The 18,169-nt window shown below is 73.7% G+C and carries 15 protein-coding genes; 13 read left to right on the forward strand and 2 right to left on the reverse strand.

From position 1 onward, the window contains the following. From ACWCYY_RS23720 to ACWCYY_RS23730, 3 genes are all read left to right on the forward strand, one after another. The coding region (locus ACWCYY_RS23720; protein WP_449797157.1) for a ferritin-like domain-containing protein at nucleotides 1-717 on the forward strand (717 nt) is incomplete at its 5' end. A 71-nt stretch (nucleotides 718-788) separates the two neighbouring features. After that, complete coding sequence (locus ACWCYY_RS23725; protein ID WP_345287869.1) at nucleotides 789-1,193, forward strand: cupredoxin domain-containing protein; 405 nt, start codon at nucleotides 789-791, stop codon at nucleotides 1,191-1,193. A 122-nt stretch (nucleotides 1,194-1,315) separates the two neighbouring features. Further along, the gene (locus tag ACWCYY_RS23730; protein ID WP_449797158.1) at nucleotides 1,316-1,897 is read left to right on the forward strand and encodes a hypothetical protein; all 582 of its coding nucleotides are present in this window, start codon (nucleotides 1,316-1,318) and stop codon (nucleotides 1,895-1,897) included. A gap of 19 nt (nucleotides 1,898-1,916) precedes the next feature. Here ACWCYY_RS23730 and ACWCYY_RS23735 read toward each other — a convergent pair whose 3' ends face one another. Both ACWCYY_RS23735 and ACWCYY_RS23740 read right to left on the reverse strand, forming a co-directional pair. Beyond that, nucleotides 1,917-2,711: an SDR family NAD(P)-dependent oxidoreductase gene (locus ACWCYY_RS23735; RefSeq protein ID WP_345287872.1), complete on the reverse strand. Its 795-nt coding sequence runs from the start codon at nucleotides 2,709-2,711 to the stop codon at nucleotides 1,917-1,919. Next, nucleotides 2,704-3,234 carry a cupin domain-containing protein gene (locus ACWCYY_RS23740; protein ID WP_345287873.1) on the reverse strand — a complete coding sequence of 177 codons (531 nt, stop codon included), beginning with the start codon at nucleotides 3,232-3,234 and terminating at the stop codon, nucleotides 2,704-2,706. The genes ACWCYY_RS23735 and ACWCYY_RS23740 overlap by 8 nt, the downstream gene beginning before the upstream one ends. Nucleotides 3,235-3,464: 230 nt before the next feature. Here ACWCYY_RS23740 and ACWCYY_RS23745 point away from each other — a divergent pair, with 230 nt between their 5' ends. The 10 genes from ACWCYY_RS23745 to ACWCYY_RS23790 all read left to right on the forward strand — a co-directional run bounded on the left by ACWCYY_RS23745 (nucleotide 3,465) and on the right by ACWCYY_RS23790 (nucleotide 17,845). Further along, nucleotides 3,465-5,750 carry a M9 family metallopeptidase gene (locus tag ACWCYY_RS23745; RefSeq protein WP_449797159.1) on the forward strand — a complete coding sequence of 762 codons (2,286 nt, stop codon included), beginning with the start codon at nucleotides 3,465-3,467 and terminating at the stop codon, nucleotides 5,748-5,750. Between the two features lie 330 nt (nucleotides 5,751-6,080). Then, complete coding sequence (locus ACWCYY_RS23750) at nucleotides 6,081-7,031, forward strand: LysR family transcriptional regulator (RefSeq protein ID WP_449797160.1); 951 nt, start codon at nucleotides 6,081-6,083, stop codon at nucleotides 7,029-7,031. 164 nt (nucleotides 7,032-7,195) lie between these two features. Next, nucleotides 7,196-7,621 carry an ATP-binding protein gene (locus tag ACWCYY_RS23755; RefSeq protein ID WP_345287877.1) on the forward strand — a complete coding sequence of 142 codons (426 nt, stop codon included), beginning with the start codon at nucleotides 7,196-7,198 and terminating at the stop codon, nucleotides 7,619-7,621. A gap of 31 nt (nucleotides 7,622-7,652) precedes the next feature. Continuing rightward, entirely contained in the window at nucleotides 7,653-8,036 is a 384-nt protein-coding gene (locus tag ACWCYY_RS23760; RefSeq protein WP_449797161.1) for a VOC family protein, read from the forward strand. A 152-nt stretch (nucleotides 8,037-8,188) separates the two neighbouring features. Next, the gene (locus tag ACWCYY_RS23765; RefSeq protein WP_449797162.1) at nucleotides 8,189-11,140 is read left to right on the forward strand and encodes an ATP-binding protein; all 2,952 of its coding nucleotides are present in this window, start codon (nucleotides 8,189-8,191) and stop codon (nucleotides 11,138-11,140) included. 49 nt (nucleotides 11,141-11,189) lie between these two features. After that, nucleotides 11,190-11,417, forward strand: a complete 228-nt coding sequence (locus tag ACWCYY_RS23770; protein WP_449797163.1) for a hypothetical protein — start codon at nucleotides 11,190-11,192, stop codon at nucleotides 11,415-11,417. Nucleotides 11,418-11,549: 132 nt separating this feature from the next. After that, nucleotides 11,550-12,233: a Tat pathway signal sequence domain protein gene (locus tag ACWCYY_RS23775; protein ID WP_449797164.1), complete on the forward strand. Its 684-nt coding sequence runs from the start codon at nucleotides 11,550-11,552 to the stop codon at nucleotides 12,231-12,233. Nucleotides 12,234-12,312: 79 nt separating this feature from the next. Next, nucleotides 12,313-13,032: a hypothetical protein gene (locus ACWCYY_RS23780; protein ID WP_345282683.1), complete on the forward strand. Its 720-nt coding sequence runs from the start codon at nucleotides 12,313-12,315 to the stop codon at nucleotides 13,030-13,032. Nucleotides 13,033-13,191: 159 nt separating this feature from the next. After that, nucleotides 13,192-16,227, forward strand: coding sequence for a discoidin domain-containing protein (locus tag ACWCYY_RS23785; RefSeq protein WP_449797165.1), 3,036 nt, complete (start codon nucleotides 13,192-13,194; stop codon nucleotides 16,225-16,227). Between the two features lie 226 nt (nucleotides 16,228-16,453). Next, nucleotides 16,454-17,845 carry a DUF1996 domain-containing protein gene (locus ACWCYY_RS23790; protein ID WP_449797166.1) on the forward strand — a complete coding sequence of 464 codons (1,392 nt, stop codon included), beginning with the start codon at nucleotides 16,454-16,456 and terminating at the stop codon, nucleotides 17,843-17,845. Nucleotides 17,846-18,169 lie beyond the last annotated feature (324 nt).

An 18,169-nucleotide genomic window follows, 5' to 3' on the forward strand; every position in this document is an offset into this window, starting at 1 on the left:
AGCGCGGTCGACCTCGCCGAGGAGATCCGCACCCGCCGCCACGATCAGGGCCTGGCGGACCAGGGCCGCCGCCGCTTCCTGCTGGGCGTGGGCGGGGTGGGAGCGGCGATGGTGCTGGCCGCCTGCTCCAGCGACCCCAAGAGCTCGACCGCGTCCCCGTCCGCCTCCGGCGGGAGCGGCTCCGGCTCGCCGATGGCGTCCGCCTCCGGCCAGTACACCGGTGACCTGAAGGTGGTCGCGCTGGCCACCGCGCTGGAGAACCAGGCGGTCGGCGCCTACCAGGCGGCGCTGGACGCGGCCAAGGCCGGCAAGCTCGGCACCGTGCCGTCGGCGGTGGCCACCTTCGTGACCACCGCGATGGCCCAGCACGCCGACCACGCCAAGGCTTGGAACGCGGTGCTCACCGGGGCGGGCAAGCCCGCCGTCACCAACGTGCCGCTGTCCAACCAGGCCGACGTCACCGCGGCCCTCGGCAAGGTCACCGACGTCGGGTCGGTCGCCAAGCTGGCCCTGCAGCTGGAGGACCAGGCCGCGCAGACCTACCTGTTCGCGACCTACAACGTCACCAGCCCGGCAGGGATCGCCACCGCCGCCACCATCGCGCCGGTGGAGGCGATGCACGCCGCGATCCTGCACTACGTGCTGGGCGAGTACCCCGTCCCGGCCGACTTCCTGCCCGTCGACAAGGCCGCCAGCCCCAGCCTCCTGACGGTCTGACGACTCCGGGGCAGGGTCGCGGACGGGAATCGCGCGACCCTGCCCCGGCCCTGCACCTGGAGAGCACGCCCGTGCACACATCCCCCGCCCGTGCCCTGATCGCCGCTGCGGTCACCGTCCTGCTGATGCTCGCGGTGGGTTGTTCCGGCTCGACCGGTCCCACCCGGGTCAACCCGGTCGCCACGGTGAGCACTTCGCCCCCGACCGGGGAGACCTCCACCGCCTCGGCCGTGAACCTCACGATCAAGGACTTCGCGTTCGCCCCCGCCGACCTCACCGTCGCCCCGGGGACCCGGATCGTGGTCGCCAACCAGGACAGTGCTCCGCACACCGTCTCCGCCACCGGCAAGGCCTTCGACACCGGCCGGGTCGAGGCCGGTGCGTCCGCGACCTTCACCGCCCCCGCCGCCCCCGGCAGTTACCCGTACCTCTGCGACATCCACCCGTTCATGGGCGGCACCCTCACCGTCCGATGACCACGCCGTACGCGGCGGAGCCCGGCCTGGGCAGTCCGCGGCCCCGCGGGATCCGGTCCGGTACCGAAGGCAGAGTGCGATCCACCGCCGCGGGGCCGAGCACCCGTCCAGGAGTCCCGAGCGTGACGCCCGCCCTCGTGCCCGTCCCGATCCGCTGCGGCAGCCGCCACCCTCAGGAGTGCGCCCTGCTCCTGCGGCGCTCCGTCGCCGAGTCCACCGGGTGGCGACCCACCGCGGCCGTCCTGGCCGTCGGTGAGCGGGCCGCCTGCCTGGCGCACCGGCTGGCCGAACGCCACACGCCCGCCTTCACGCTCGGCACCGGCCGGGCGGCGTCCGGCGTCCGGGGGCCGTACACAACCGACCTCGGTGCCGAGGCGCTGCTCCTGCCGACCCTCGGCCTGCCGCGGCTGTCCCTCGCGCTGGTCAGCGGCTACTCACCGGGCCGCACCGAACAACTCCTGCTGGACCTGGACGTGTTGCTGCGCCCGGACGCGCCGGTGCTGTTCCTGCCGAGCCGGCGCGTGCCCGGTCTGCGACCGTACACGGCTCCGGCCGGTGCCTCGGCGTTCCACCGGCTGCGGGTGGTGCGGCTCGCCCACGTGGGCTGTGCCGACCCGGGCGACCTGGCACCCGTCGGGCTGCCGTACCAGCACGACAGCCCCGTCCTGGCGGCGGGCCGTCCGTCCCGGCGCACCGTCGGGTGACCGGGGCACGGCCGTCCGGTCACCAGCCGGGACGGGCACCGACGCCGCCGTCGACGACCAGGTCGTGGCCGGTGATCCAGGAGGCGAGGGGGGAAGCGAGGAAGAGGCAGGCGTCGGCGACGTCGCGGGGGGTGCCGAGGCGGGTGAGCGGGGCGGCGCTCCGCCAGCGGGTGACGCCGTCGGGCCAGGCCTCGGTGAGGCCGGGGCGGTCGATGAGGCCGGGCGAGACGGTGTTGACCCGCAGGCCGCGGGGGCCGAGTTCCAGGGCGGCGGCGCGGGCGAACATCAGGAGGGCGGCCTTGGCGGTGGCGTAGTGGGCGTGGCCGACGGCCGGCCGGCTCCCCTCGATGGAGGCCAGGTGGGTGATGGAGCCGCCCGGGGGGAGGAGGGGTACGGCGGCCCGGGTGAGGCGGACGGGGCCGTGCAGGTCGGTGTCGACCACCGACTGCCAGTCGGAGTCGGTGAGTTGGTCGAGGGCGGTGACGGGCTGGATGCCCGCGCAGTTGACCACGGCGTCCAGGCGGCCGTGGTGCTCGGCGGCGCGCTGGACGGCAAGGGCGGTCTCGGTCTCGCTGCCCAGGTCGCCGTGGACGGTGGCGGCGCGGCCGCCCCGGGCGGTGATCCGGTCGGCCATCCCGGCCAGCGCCGGGGTCGAGCGGCGGCCGTGCAGGACCACTGCCGCGCCGACCTCGGCGAAGCGTTCGGCGACGCCGGCGCCGATCCCGCCGGTGGCGCCGACCACGAGGACGGCCAGGCCGGCCAGGCCGAGGGGGTCGGCACCGCCGGAGCCCGAGGGGTGGCGGGGGTCAGTCACGGCGGCCCTTCCAGTGGTCGTCGGTCGCCATGGTGAGCGGCCCGTCAGGGCGGCACAACTGCCGGATCAGCTCCGCCCGTTGCGGGTAGGCGGCCGCCAACTCGGGTGCGGTGCCGCCGTGGTAGTCCGAGGGGAGGAAGCCCGGGGCCATGCTGGCGCCGAACAGTGACCAGCCGCCGCCGGGTGCGACCCGGGCGCCCATCCAGCTGCCGCCGGGCACCACGTGCTGGACGCGCGGGGCGGGGCCGTCGCCACCGAGGAGCACCAACTCGTCGGTGCCGTCCGGGTGGAGGAGCAGCAGCTCCAGCGGATCGCCCCGGTAGAAGTGCCAGACCTCGTCCCGGGGGAGCCGGTGCAGGGCGGAGAAGTCGCCGGGTCCGGGGCCGAGGAGGGCGAGGATCACCGAACCGGCGGGACGGCCGGCGGCGTCCTCGGGCCCGGCCCAGATCCGGTCGAACCGCCCGCCCTCGGCGGGCAGCGGCACCAGCCCGTACGCCCGGGCCACCTCGTCCGCGGTGCTCATCCGGCACTCCCCTCCTCCGCCCGTCGGTGCGACGGCACCGGACGATCCTAGGGACACGGAGGGCCCGGAGGTGGGAGGCCACGCCTGGTCCCGGTCGAGGGCTAACGCTGTTATGGCCCGGACAAGTTGGGGGTTATCCCCTTCCTGAACAGCCAATGGGCGTGCAATGGTACATGTCACCCAGCACCCCCCACTGCTGTCGGAGGACCTTCACCATGCGCTTCACACGCATGCCCAGAGCACTGTTCACAGCGGCGCTCACCTGCACGATGGCGCTCGGCGCCCTCTCGGCCCAGAGCCAGGCTGTCCCCAACAGCCCGTTCCAGGCGCCGAGCAGCGCGAACAGCGCGAGCACCGCCGGCCCCAGCCGCCCGGCCCCGCAGCCCGCCGCGGCCACCGTGGCCAAGGAGCAGGCGGCGCACGCCAAGGAGGACGCCAAGCTCGACCTCAGCCTGCGGGCGCCGCGCACCGCGCCCCGTACCCAGGACGCGGTGGACGTCAAGTCCAAGACGCAGCAGGCCCCGAGCGCCCAGGCCGCGGCCGCCTGCAACACCTCGGACTTCACCTCCCGCACCGGAAGCGCGCTGGTGACGGCGGTCAAGGGCGCCACGGTGGACTGCGTGAACACGCTGTTCACCCTCACCGGCACCGACGCCAACAAGGCGTTCCGCGAGGCCCAGATGGTCACCATCGCCAACGCGCTGCGCGACGTGGCCGTCAACTACCCGGGCAACAACACCACGTCGACCGCGCAGCTGGTGCTCTACCTGCGCGCCGGGTACTACGTGCAGTTCTACAACTCCGGCGCCGTCGGCAGTTACGGCACCACGCTGAAGAACGCGATCCGGCCCGCGCTGGACGCCTTCTACGCGGCCCCGCGCTCCAGCGACGTCACCGACGCCAACGGCGACATCCTGAGCGAGGCCGTCACGCTGATCGACAGCTCCGGCGAGAACGCCCGCTACCTGTACGTCGTCAAGCGCCTGCTCAACGGCTACGGCACCTCGTACGACGCGTACTGGGGCATGAAGGCGGCCGTCAACAACGTCTACACGGTGCTCTGGCGCGGCCACCAGGTGCCCGAGTTCGTCACCGCCGTGCAGAACGACACCAGCGTGCTCACCCAGCTGGACTCGTTCGCCACCAAGTGGAACGCCAAGCTCGGCTCCGACACCGGCTACTTGGTCTCCAACGCCGGCCGCGAGCTCGGCCGCTTCCTCCAGGAGGCGCCGCTCCAGCCCACCGTCCGCCCGCTGGCCAAGCACCTGCTCGACCAGAGCCAGCTGACCGGCCGCACCTCCGCGCTCTGGATGGGCGTGGCCGAGATGGCCGACCAGTACGACCAGGCCAACTGCTCGTACTACGGCACCTGCGACCTGCCCAACCGGGTCAAGGCGGCCATCCTGACCGTGCGTCAGACCTGCAGCCCCAGCCTGAAGATCCAGGCCCAGCAGATGAGCGCCGCCGAGCTCGGCGCCACCTGCACCAGCCTGGCCAACCAGGACGCCTTCTTCCACAACCTGGTGCGCGACAACGGCCCCGTCGCCGGTGACAACAACACCAACCTCGAGGTCTCGGTCTTCGACTCCAGCAGCGACTACCAGACCTACGCCGGCGTCATCTTCGGCATCGACACCGACAACGGCGGCATGTACCTGGAGGGCAACCCGGCGACGGTGGGCAACCAGGCCCGCTTCATCGCGTACGAGGCTGAGTGGGTCCGCCCCGCCTTCCAGATCTGGAACCTCAACCACGAGTACACCCACTACCTCGACGGCCGCTTCGACACCTACGGCGACTTCGACGCCGGCCAGGTCAAGCCGATCATCTGGTGGGTGGAGGGCTTCGCCGAGTACGTCTCCTACCACTACCGCGGCGTCAAGTACGACGACGCGATCACGGAGGCGGGCACCCACCGCTACGCGCTCTCCACGCTCTTCGACACCACCTACGACAACACCGACCAGACCCGCACCTACAACTGGGGCTACCTGGCGACCCGTTACATGCTCCAGTCGCACCGCTCCGACGTGGACGCCGTGCTCGCCAAGTACCGCACCGGCGACTACGCGGGCGCCTACACCTACCTGAAGTCCACCATCGGCACCCGCTACGACGCCGACTTCAACAGCTGGCTCACCGCCTGCAACGCCGGCAACTGCGGGACCGTCACCACCCCGCCGGCGAACGAGTGCACCAACGCGGACAGCCGCCAGCTCGACAAGAACTGCGGCCGCTCCAACCTCTCCGCCACCACCGGGAACCTCGCCTACCTGTACATCTACCTCCCGGCCGGCACCCCCAAGCTCACCATCACCAGCACCGGCGGCACCGGCAACGCCGACCTGTACTACAACGCCAACGGCTGGGCCACCAGCACCTCGTACACCGCGCGGTCCACCGGCGCCACAAACGCCGAGACCCTGACCATCAGCAACCCGCCGGCGGGCTGGAACTACATCAGCCTCTACGCCCAGCAGGGGTTCAGCGGGGCGTCGGTCGTCACCACGTACTGACCGACCCCCGCGTGACCGGCGGGACCCCGGGCGGAGCGGGGAGTGGGTAACCCGCACCGCCCGGTACGCAGGACGGCCCGGCCCAGCACGGTGGGCCGGGCCGTCCGGCACGTCCGGCCCCGGCGGCAGTGCGGTCCGGCCGCATCCGACCCTTGGGAGAGCAAGTGGAGCGGGCCGGATAACAGGAATCTCCGGACGGTGTTTCAGCAGGTCGGGACGGGTTTCGGCCGCGCTCGACGGGTTCGCCTCGGGCTCTTGGCGGGACGGCGGATCTCCCATAACCTCCCGGCGGGAGCAGTGGTGCTCACCCGAGGAGATGGGGGACCGCGCGTGGAACTGGAGCTGCGGCACCTGCGCACCCTGTGCGTGATCGCCGAGGCGGGCAGCCTCGGCCGGGCGGCGGCCGTGCTCGGCCACAGCCAACCGGCCGTCAGCACCCAACTCGGCCGGATCGAGCGGCACTTCGGCGAGGACCTGTTCCTGCGCACGCCCACCGGCGTGAAGCCCACCGCGTACGGCGCCCAGGTGTTGGCCCGGTCCCGCGAGGTGCTCGCCGCCGTGGAGCGGATCGGTCGCCGGGAGGACGAGGCCCCGGCCGCACCGACCGGACGCGCCCTGCGGCTGGCCGCCACCAACACGCCCGTGCTGCCCGGCCTGGTCCGGCGGCTGCGCGGCCAGCTGCCCGAGGTCCCGCTGACCGTCAGCAGCGTCTACGCCTCGTCCGCCATCGTGGACCTGCTGGAGCACGAGGAGATCGACGCCGCGCTGGCCGTCGACTACCCCGGCCAGGAGCTCCCGCACTCCGCCGCCGTCGAGCACCGCGGCATCATCACCGAACCGGTCTTCCTGGCCCTCCCCGCCGGGCACCGGCTGCGTCACCGGGCCGAGGTCTCCCTCGCCGAGCTCGCCGACGAGGCCTGGTTCCTCACCCCGGACGACGGGGCCGGCTGGCCCGGCTTCTTCCACGCCGCGTGTGCGGCGGCCGGCTTCACTCCGGCGGTGGTGCACGAGTTCCTCGGTGACCAGGTGCAGCTGCAGCGGATGATCGCCGAGGGCCTGGGCGTCTCCGTCGTGCAGGCCACCATCCAGCCGATCCCCGGGGTGATCGTGAAGCCGCTGACCGGCACCCCGCTGTGGACCAGGTACCTGCTGGTCTGGCGCCGGGACGGCCGGGCCGGGGAGGTGGCCGAGACCCTCTACCGCTCGGCCGTGGAGTCCTACCGGGAGCTGATCAGCCGGGCCCCGCACTTCCAGACCTGGATGGCGCGGACCTACGGCTGAGCAGGGCCGGAGGCCGACGAGGGGAGGGCCGGGGCGGACCGGAAGGCGGGGCTCCGCCCATTAAATAGGTACCCGTGACTTGGGCACCCCCGGTTGATCCGGTGCCGGGTTCGGGCGAGGCTGTCCGGCAGGAGGCCCGCCCCACACGCCTTCAGGAGTCGCGAATGATCGCCATCGACCAGACCGCCCCCGACCTCGCGGTACGCGAGGGATCGGCAGCGTGCGCCATGCCGGCCGATCCCGCCGCCGTCCCGGCCCTGAGGCACTTCGCCCAGGTGCTGGCCCGGCAGTGGGGGGTGCCCGACAGCGTCGAGGAGGCCCTCGCGCTGATCGTGACCGAGCTGGTGGCCAACGCGGTGCGGCACAGCGGGAGCCCCGAGGTGGCCGTGCTGCTCGCCAGCGACGGTCTCACCGTGGTCGTCCAGGTGCGGGACAACGGCCACTGGCGCCCGCAGGCCACCACCGGCCCCGAGGACTGCACCGGCCGCGGCCTGATGCTGGTCGAGGCCTACGCGGCCGGCTGCACCATCCGGCGCACCGCCACCGGCACCCAGGTGACGGCCGAGCTGCTGGTGCCCGAGGCCGCGTGAGCACGTCACCGCCGCGTGCGAAGCTGCCGGGATGAGATCACGCACCAAGGGCATGTGGTGGGGCACGACGATCGAGGCCCCCGACCCCTCCGCGCTGGCACGGTTCTACGTCGACCTGCTGGGCTGGCACCTCGGCCACGAGGAACCCGGCACCGCCGTGGTCGCCTCCTCGCCCCAGGGCCCCTTCCTGGTCTTCCAGCAGGCGGACGGCTACCGGCCCCCGGTCTGGCCCCCGAGCGAGGGCGCGCAGCGCCCGATGATGCACCTCGACTTCCAGGTGGGGGACCTGGAGGAGTCGGTGGCCGAGGCCCTCGCCCTCGGCGCCACCCTGGCGGACCACCAACCGCAGGCCCACGTCCGGGTGCTGTTCGACCCGGCCGGTCACCCCTTCTGCCTCTGCCGCGACGACGGCTGACCACCGGGCCAGCCGCACCCCCCGGGTCGGCTGGCCCGCCGGGCCTGCTGAGTCTCCGCGCCGGCGGTGCGGGGAGGCCCCGCCGGACGGCCTCGCCGTTTGCCCCCTGACCTGCGCCGATCTAGCGTGGCCAGGACAGGGAAGGTGATCGCGTGGCAGCAGGCCCCGGGCGACCGGCCCCCGGCAGGAGCTTCGAGTTCGTCGGCCGTCAGCGGGAGCTCGGGCTCCTGCTGGCGGCCGTGCGGCACCCGCCTGCCGTGGTCCTGGTCGAGGGGGAGGCCGGGATCGGGAAGTCCCGGCTGGTCCACGAGGCCGCGCTCGCCCTGACCGCGGAGGGCCACCGGGTGCTCACCGGCCACTGCCACCCGCTGCGCGAGCCCTTCCCCTACGGCCCGGTGATGGACGCGCTGCGCAAGGGCGGCCGCTGGCTCCCCGCCGAGGGCGTCCCACCCACCGCCGGTGCCCTCGCCCCGCTGCTGCCCGACCTCGCCGACCGCCTGCCCTCCCCGCCGCCCCGGGCCCGCGACGCCCAGGCCGAGCGGTACCAACTCGTCCACGGTGTAAGGGCGTTCCTCTCCGCGATCGGCCCGGCCGTGCTGGTGGTCGAGGACCTGCACTGGGTCGACGAGGCCACCCGGGAGCTCCTGCTGCTGCTCGCCCGCGACCTGCCCGAGCGGCTCGGCCTGGTCGGCACCTACCGGGCCGAGGACCTGCCGCCCCGCACCCCCGTCCTCGGCGCCGCCTACCGGCGCCCGCCCGGCACCAGCGGCGCCGTCATCCGGCTCGCCCCGCTCTCCGAGGCGGCGATCGGCGAACTGGCCGCCGCCGCCCTCGGCGGGCAGGCCACCCCCGACCTGACCGCCGCCCTCTACCAGCGCAGCGAGGGCCTGCCGCTGGTCGCCGAGGAGGACCTGATCACCCTGGCCGAGCAGAGCCTGCACGGCCGGGCGGCCGAGGCCGCCGCCCACCTGGCCCACGCCGAGGTGCCCCGGGGCCTGCGCGAGGCCGTCACCGAACGCCTGGCCACCCTCTCCGAGACCGGCGCCGCCGTGGTGGACGCGGCCGCCGTGCTGGCCGTCCCCGCCGGCGAGGAGCTGCTCGCCGCCGTCGCCGGGCTCGACGCGGAGCGCGGCGCGCAGGGGCTGACCGAGGCGCTCCAGGCGGCCGTCCTGCGCGAGACCGGGCACCGTGACGGTGCGCGGGGAGAGGGGCCGCAGCGGGAGGACGTGCCCCCGCCGCACGGGGTCCGGCACGGGGCGGGGCACGGCGGGCAGTACGTCTTCCGGCACGTGCTGGCCCAGCAGGTGGCGTACCGTCACGTGCCCGGACCGCAGCGGGCCCGGCTGCACCGCCAGGCCGTCGAGGCGCTGCGAGCCCTGACGCCCCCTCCGCTGGTCCAGATCGCCCACCACACGCTGGCCGCCGGGGACCGCGAGGCCTGGCTGCCCAGGGTGGAGGAGGCGGCCGAGCAGTCCATCGCGCTGGGCGACACCGGCACCGCCGCCGCCCTGCTCCACCAGGTGCTGGAACAGCCCCACCTCTCCGCCGGCGACCGCTCCCGCACCGCCCTGGCCCTCGGCCGGATCGCGGTCAACGGGCCGGACCACCTGGCCAACGCCGCCGTGCTGCGCTCCATCCTGGCCGACCCCCGGCTGCCCACCGCCACCTGCGGCGAGATCCGGATGGACCTCGGCCTGCTGATGGTCAACCACGGTGGCGACCGCTCGGGTTACGAGGAGATCGCCCGCTCCATCGGCGAGTTGGAGTCCAAGCCGGAGAAGGCCGCCCGGGCGATGATCGCGATGGCGATGAACGAACGGGACGAGGCGGCGGCCCACTCCCGGGCCTGGCTGGAACGCGCCGAGCAGACCCTCGCCGCGAGCCCCGACCAGGCCGTGCGGGCGGCAGCCCGGGCCACCCGGCTGACCCTGCTGGCCCGGGACGGCGACCCGGCGGTCTGGGCCGAACTCGACCGCCTGCCGCGGCAGTCGGAGGACACCGACCTGCTGCGCCAGACCACCCGGGCGGTCTACAACGTCGGCGAGCTCGCCATCGAACTGGGCCACGACCAGCGGGCCGCCGAACTCCTGGCCGAGAGCCGGGAGTTGGCCCGCCGGGCGGACATCCCCTACCTGGAGTGCTACAGCCGGATCGCCCTGCTGCGGCTGGACGGGGTGGCCGGCCGGTGGGAGGGGATCGAACGGGGCTTCGCCGAACTGGCCGACCAGTACCCGGACATGGCGATGGCCGGGACGGAGCAGAGCCTCACCCTGGGCCGGCTGGCCACGGCCCGGGGCCGCACCGCCGAGGCCCTGCGCCACTACCGGGCCGCCGCCGAGTACGGCGAACGGGAGTCCCAGGTGACCTCCGCCGTCCGTGCCGCGGTCGGCCTGGCCGCCGTCCGGCTGGCCGAGGGCGCTCCGGAGGATGCCTGGGCCACCGTCACCCCGGCGGTGCGGCTGCTGGCCCGGGCGGGTGCGTGGGCGCGGGCCACCGGCCTGCTGCCGGTGGCGGCGGCCGCGGGCCTCGCCTGCGGGCAGGAGGCGGCCGCGACAGCCTTGGTGGAGCAGGCGGGGAAGGGCCTGCGAGGCCGGGACGGGCCAGGGGCGCGGGCCGAGCTGCACCTGGCCCACGGCCTGATCCAGGCGCAGGCCCAACCGGCTCTGGCGGTCGAGCACCTCACCACCGCCCGGGACATCTGGCGGGCCGTCGGCCGCCCCTACGAGGCCGCCAGGGCCGCCGAACTGCTGGCCCGCGCCCTGGCGGCCACCGAACGGGACCGGGCGGCCGCACACCTCACCGAGGCCGTCGACTCCTTCACCCGCCTCGGCGCCACCGCCGACACCGCCCGCTGCGGCCCCCTCCTCCGCGAGCTCGGCCTCACCCGCCCCGCCGCCCGCGGCCGCCAGGGCTACGGCTCCCGCCTCTCGCCCCGCGAACGCCAGGTCGCCGACCTCCTGGTCGAGGGCGCCACCAACCAGGCGATCGCCCAGGCGCTCTTCCTCTCCCCGCGCACCGTCGAACAGCACGTCGCCCACGTCCTGAAGAAGCTCGACACCACCCGCAAGACCATCTCCGACGTCCACCCGGGCGACTCGGCGTAAGCCGCGAAACCGTTCGACGGCGGGGCGGGTGGTGCGGGAGGGTCGGGGCATGACCTTCTCCTTCGAGCGGAACGTCCCGGTGTCCCGTATGGTGATGATCTCCGGGTTCGAGCTCAACTCCGACTACCACGTCGAGATGGAGCCGCCCGTGTTCGTCGCGGTCGGCGAGAGCATCGACTACGAGAGCGGGGACCTGGTGGTGACGGCGCCCTCCGGGGCGCGGCGGCGGTACGTCGCGGGAGGTCACTGGATCTGCCGGATCGGTGGCCGTCGCTGACAATTCGTCAGCAAGGGTTGACCGCGCACCGACGCGGGCCTACAACGTAGGGACGCCGTCCGGAGGGCCCCAAGTCTTCGGGCGGGCACGAAAGTTCACCTTCTCGCCCCTACCGAGAAAGAGGCCTTTCCCATGCGCGCTCGCACCCACCTCGCCCTCGCGGCGGCGGCCGCCACCCTCGCCGTCGGTGCCCTCCCGGCCTCGGCGGCGGCCCCTGCCTCGCCGGTGGCCGCCGCCGTACTCAGCACCGGCGGCGCGGCCGGCCCGGCCGTCGCGGTCGGCGACGTCCTCACCGCTCCGCTGGTGTCCGGTGCCAAGGCCACCTTCTACTCGACCGCCGCCGGTGGCACCGGTGTCACCTGCGCGGTCTCCCAGTACACCTCCAAGGTCACCTCCAACCCCGCCGCTCCCGGCGTCGCGACCGCCGCGCTGACCGGACAGACCTTCAGTTCCTGTACGGCGAACGTCACCGGTGTCACCTCCGTCAAGAGCCTGACGGTCGGGAACCTGCCCTACACCGTCTCGGTCAGCGACGCGGCCGGCCTCCCGGTCACGATGGCCGGCGGCTCGGCCGGTCCGATCCAGGCGACGGCCGTGCTCAACTCCTGGTTCGGGACGCTGACCTGCACGTACCAGCTGAGCGGCGCCTTCACCGGCAGTGCCGACAACACGGCCCACAGCCTCTCCTTCCGCAACGAGTACTTCGTCAAGAGCGGCGGCTCGGGCCTCTGCCCCGGGGAGGGCTACTTCTCCGCGTCCTACGGTCCGGTCGCCGATAGCAGCCAGGCCGGCAGCCCGGTGGTCACCGTCAACTGACCAGCCCCGCAAGGCCTGTGCCCCGGCCGGACCCGCATCCGGCCGGGGCCTCGCCGTGCCGGTCCGGTACCGTCCCGGTATGGAGAGGACCACCGCGCTGCGCGGCATCGCCGCGAACGGCTCCCGGCTGACGCCGGAGGAGCTCGCCCGGAAGGCCACCGAGCTGGAGCTGCCGCTCGCCGACCTGTACGTGCTGGCGGGCCGTCAGGTGCCGGACGGGCTGCTGCCGCCGGAGCGTGACGCCGAGGTGGCGAGGGAGTTCGGGTACCGTGCCAGCCTCTGCGACCACGGGGCGCTCGCTGAGCTGGAGGAGTTCGTGCGCGGGCTGCCGAGGCTGGCGGCGCCGGGGCCGTTCACGCAGTCGGGCATCGGGCACGACCGGCCGTACGGCCCGGGGTTCGCCACGGTGTTCGCCGGGCTGATGCGCAACCGTGGCTTCGGGATCCGCTCGCTGCCGTTCGTCGGGCTGTCCCGGAGCACCCTGGTCCAGATGGTGCGGAACTACGAGGACGAGGGCATGAAGCCTCACCACGAGTACCAACTGTGCGCGGTGGCCGGGGTGTTGGGATGGACGCTGCGGGACCTCTTCGCGGTCGCGGGGGACCCGTTCGAGGAGCGCCTCAGGCCGGTGATCCTCTGCCGTCACCTGGGCCGGGTGTTCGTGGCCGCCACCCACCTGACCACGGATCAGCTGGTCCAGGCCCTCGGGGAGGCTGACCGGCTGAGCGGCAGGCGGTACCAGGGAGTGTGGCGCGGGGTTTCCGAGGGCGACGTCGAGGGGTGTCCGGACTACCGCTGACGGCCACCGTCTTCGGGAGGTGTCGGCATGGGCGCCTCCATCTGCCTTTATTCGTACGACTCTTGACAGCGAGTCGGGGGCACAGCACGCTCTGAGCAATGGGAGAGCGCTCTCCCGTTCATGTTCCGGTCACCCCCACCCCGACGCCGGAGAGTTCCCATGCCCGCATCACCAGTGCGCCCACCCGCCCTGGCCCTGCTGCTGGCGGTCACGCTGACCGCGGCCGCGCTGCTGTTCCTCCCGTCCGCCCGCGCCCAGGCCGCGCCGGTCCTGCTCTCGCAGGGCCGGCCGGTGACGGCCTCCAGTACCGAGCACTACGGCACCGTCCCCGGCAACGCGGTGGACGGCGACGCCGGCACCCGGTGGTCCAGCGCGGCCGCCGATCCGCAGTGGCTCCAGGTCGACCTGGGCGCGGTCCGGACCGTCGGTCAGGTGGTCATCCGCTGGGAGACCGCGTACGCGAAGGCGTACCGGATCGAGCTCTCGGCGGACGCCACCTCCTGGACGACGGCCTACTCGACCACTACCGGACCGGGAGGTGTCGAGACGCTCGCGGTCTCGGGTCAGGGCCGCTACGTGCGCCTGTACGGGACCCAGCGGGCGACCCAGTACGGGTACTCCCTCTGGGAGTTCCAGGTCTACGGAAGCGACGGCGGAACGCCCACGCCCAGCCCGACCCCCAGCCCGACCCCCACGCCGACCCCCACGTCGACACCCACCCAGGAGCCCGGCTGGAGCACGGTCTTCGCCGACACCTTCGACGGCGCCGCCGGTACCCGGCCGGCCGCCGCCGACTGGACCGTGCAGACCGGCCGGTCCTACCCCGGTGGTCCGGCCGGCTGGGGCACCGGCGAGGTGCAGACCGCCACCGACGCCGCCGCCAACGTCGGGCTCGACGGTGCCGGACGGCTGGCCCTGACGGCGCGCCGGGACGGTGCCGGGGCCTGGACCTCGGGGCGGGTGGAGAGCCGCCGCTCCGACTTCGCGGCCCCGGCGGGCGGCAAGCTGATGATCACCGTGAACGCCCGTCAGCCCGACGCCGCCGACGCCACCGGCTACTGGCCGTCGGTCCGTGTGATGGGCGCGGGGAACCGCGACGGGCTCAACACCTGGCCGGGAGCAGGGGAGTTGGACCTGCTGGAGGCGGTGAACGGCCACGACCGGCTCGGTGCCACCCTGCACTGCGGCAGCAACCCGGGCGGGGTCTGCAACGAGCCGAACGGTCTGACCAGCGGCCTGGCGAGCTGCCCGGGCTGCCGGAGCGCCGTGCACGAGTACGCGGTCGTGCTGGACCGCTCGACCGCCGACGAGCAGGTGCGGTGGTACCTCGACGGCCGTCAGGTCTGGCAGGTGAACGAGTCGCAGGTCGGCGTCGCGGCCTGGGACCGGGCCGTCCACCGTGGCTTCTACCTGGTGCTCAACCTCGGCATCGGCGGCGGCTACCCGGACGCGGTCTGCGGCTGCACCACGCCGACGGCCGCCACGACCCCCGGCGGGACGCTGGCCGTGGACTCCGTCACGGTCCGCAAGGCCGAGGGCCCGGCCTCGGCGCCGATGACCGACCCGGCGGTGCCGAGCGGCCGCTCGGTCGTCAAGGTGACCGGATCGCAGGGTAGTTGGGGTCTCTCGGTGAACGGTGCGCCGTACCAGGTGAAGGGCGTGACCTGGGGCCCGGCGGCCGCCGACGCCGTCGCGTACGTGCGCGAGCTCAAGGCGGCCGGGGTCAACACGGTGCGCACCTGGGGCACCGACGCGGGCAGCCGCCCGCTGCTGGACGCGGCCGCCGCGCACGGCCTCAAGGTGGTGGCCGGCTTCTGGCTCAACCAGGGGGCGGACTACGTGAACGACACGGCGTACAAGAACGCCACCCTGGACTCCGTCCGCCAGTGGGTCACCACCTACAAGGACCACCCCGGCGTCCTGATGTGGGACCTGGGCAACGAGGTGATCCTCACCGCGCAGGACCACACCTACAACGGCACCACGGTCGAGCAGCAGCGGGTCGCCTACGCGCAGTTCGTCGAGCAACTCGCCCGCGCCGTCCACGCGGTGGACCCCGACCACCCGGTCACCTCCACCGACGCCTACACCGGTGCCTGGGCCTACTACCGGGACCACACACCCAGCCTGGACCTGCTGGCCGTGAACGCCTACGGCTCGGTCTGCAACGTCCGGCAGGACTGGCTGAACGGCGGGTACGCCAAGCCCTACATCGTCACCGAGACCGGCCCGCGCGGCGAGTGGGAGGTGCCGAACGACGCCAACGGCGCCCCGACCGAGCCGACCGACGTGGAGAAGCGCGACGGCTACACCCGGGCCTGGGGCTGCATCACCGGCCACCCCGGCGTCGCGCTCGGCGCCACGATGTTCAACTACGGCCAGGAGTACGACTTCGCGGGCGTCTGGTACAACCTGACGCCGAACCGGTGGAAGCGGCTCGGCTTCCACGCCCTCGCGGCGGCGTACGGCGGATCGGCGGCGCAGGGGAACACCCCGCCGGTGATCTCCGCCCTGACGGCCGACGCCACGGTGGCGGCGGGCGGGAAGCTCACCCTGCGCGCCACCGTGACCGACCCGGACGCCGATCTGATCCGCTACCAAGTCCTGTACGGGACCCGCACCTTGGACGGTGGCGGCGGGCTCCGGCAGGCTGAGTGGACCGAGGGCGGCGACGGCACCTTCACCGTCACGGCTCCCCGGACGCTCGGGGTCTGGAAGGTCTACCTCCAGGCCCACGACGGCCACGGCAACGTCGGCATCGAGACCCGCACCGTCCGGGTGGTGCCCGGCTCCGCGCCGGGCACCGACCTCTCCACCGGCCGCCCGGCCACCGCCTCCTCCTACCAGGCCAACGGCAACGGCGCGCCCTACCCGCCGGCCAACGCCACCGACGGGAACTGGTCGACCCGGTGGGCCAGCGAGTGGAGCGACCCGCAGTGGCTCCAGGTGGACCTCGGCCGGGTGGCCACCGTGCGGCACGTCCGGCTCGGTTGGGAGTCCGCGTACGCCAAGGCGTACCAGGTGCAGTTCTCCTCCGACGGGACGCAGTGGACCACCGGGTACGCGACCACGACGGGCACCGGCGGGCTGGAGGACCTGGACGTCTCCGGCAGCGGGCGGTACGTGCGGGTGCTGATGACCCAGCGCGGCACCGCCTACGGCTACTCGTTGCACGAGTTCGGCGTCTACGCCTGACGGCTCGGCGGCTCGACGGTCTGACGGCCTGACGGCCGGCCCGGCGGCTGTCAGGCCGGTCACGGGGCTGCGTCCCTCCGTTCCTGACGGCCGGTCAGCCCGGGCCGGCTTCCGCGCCCGACGGGCGGTCGAACAGCGGGAGCGCGCCCCCACATTCCCCCCGGCCCGGGCCTGCCCCACCCCGCCCGGTCCGGGGCCCCACCCATCCACCCGACCTGGAGGTCCGATGCGACCCCGATTCCTCTCGCGCGGTGCCCCGCGCGCGGCGCTGGCCGCCGCGTTCACCGCCGCGCTCGCCTTCGCCGGTCTGACCGGCGCGACCTGGCACGCGGCCGCGGCCGCCGATCCGCTGATCTCGCTCTCCAAGCCGGTGACGGCGTCCTCGATCGAGAGCGCCAACTTCCCGGCGGGGGCGGTGGTCGACAACGACCCCGCCACCCGGTGGGCCAGTGCGTGGAGCGACCCGCAGTGGATCCAGATCGACCTCGGCGGCCCGGCGACGGTCAGCAAGGTCGAGCTCCAGTGGGAGGCCGCGTACGCCAAGGCGTTCCGGATCCAGACCTCGCCGGACACGGTCAGCTGGAGCACGGTCTACGAGAACGCCGCCGCCACCGGCGGCACCCAGAGCCTGCCGGTCTCCGGCACCGGCCGGTACGTCCGGCTGACCGCCACCCAGCGGGCGAACGGCTACGGGTACTCGCTGTTCGAGTTCAAGGTCTACGGGCAGGTCACCACCCCGACCACGGGGTACGTGTACGCCGACCCGCCGGTGACCGGGGTGGTGCCCTCCACCTACCAGCCGCCGCACGCGTACTTCCACGAGTTCCAGGCCAACTGCACCGCCACCCACAACCTGCCGGACGACCCGATCGTCTACCCGGGCAAGGCCGGCGCCTCCCACCTGCACACCTTCCTCGGCAACCCGACCGTGACCGCGGGCTCCACGCTCGCCTCGCTGCAGTCCGGCACCACCACCTGCCTGGCACCCGGCGACAAGTCCGGGTACTGGATGCCGGCCGTGCTGGACGGCAACACCCCGGTGATGCCGAACAACCTCCAGACCATCTACTACAAGGGCGCGGTCACCGACTACACCAGCGTGCGGCCGTTCCCGCCGGGCCTGCGGTTCGTGGTCGGCAGCCCGACGGCCAGCGCCACCGAGTTCGCCACCAGCCCCGGCTACGTGGCCGGTTGGGAGTGCGGCGACGGCTACCACAGCGTCGACCTGCCGACGGCCTGCCCCGGCGGCGGTGACGTGGCGATCCGCTACCAGGCGCCGAGCTGCTGGAACGGCATCCACCTGGACACCCCCGACCACAAGAGCCACATGGCCTACCCGATCAACGGCGTCTGCCCGTCCACCCACCCGGTGGCGGTGCCGATGATCGAGTTCAAGGTCGGCTTCCCGGCCGACCTCAACCACCTGGCGCAGCTCCACCTCTCCAGCGGACGGGGCTTCACCTTCCACTACGACTTCTTCAACGCCTGGGACCCGCCGACCCTGGCGGCCCTGGTGAACCACTGCATCGTGGGCGGCCTCCAGTGCGACCCGCGCGGCTACGACCAGAACCAGCCGCAGAAGGGTGCCGCGCTGAACGCGCAGTACCGCCTGCCGTAGTCGGCCCGGCCGACCCACCGTCAGGCTCCGTGGTCCGCCCGCCCTCCACCTCCTACGGGGCGGGCGGGCGGGCCACGGGGCCGTTCACATCCCCAGGAGGGGCCATGACCTGCCAACGCCGCATCCGACCGCCGCTCGCCGTCCTCGCCCTCCTGCTGGTGTCGGCGGGGTGCGGTGGTGGTGCTCCGGCGGAGGAGCACCACCACCGTGTCGGGGCACCGGCCAGTGCTTCGGCGTCCGGGCCCTCGGAGGCGTCACGGATGGTCTGCGGGGGTTTCGTGCTGCGGCAGTTGGCCGGTGCACTCGGGAGCGAACCGGTCACGA

This window comes from Kitasatospora sp. NPDC001664, assembly GCF_053596675.1.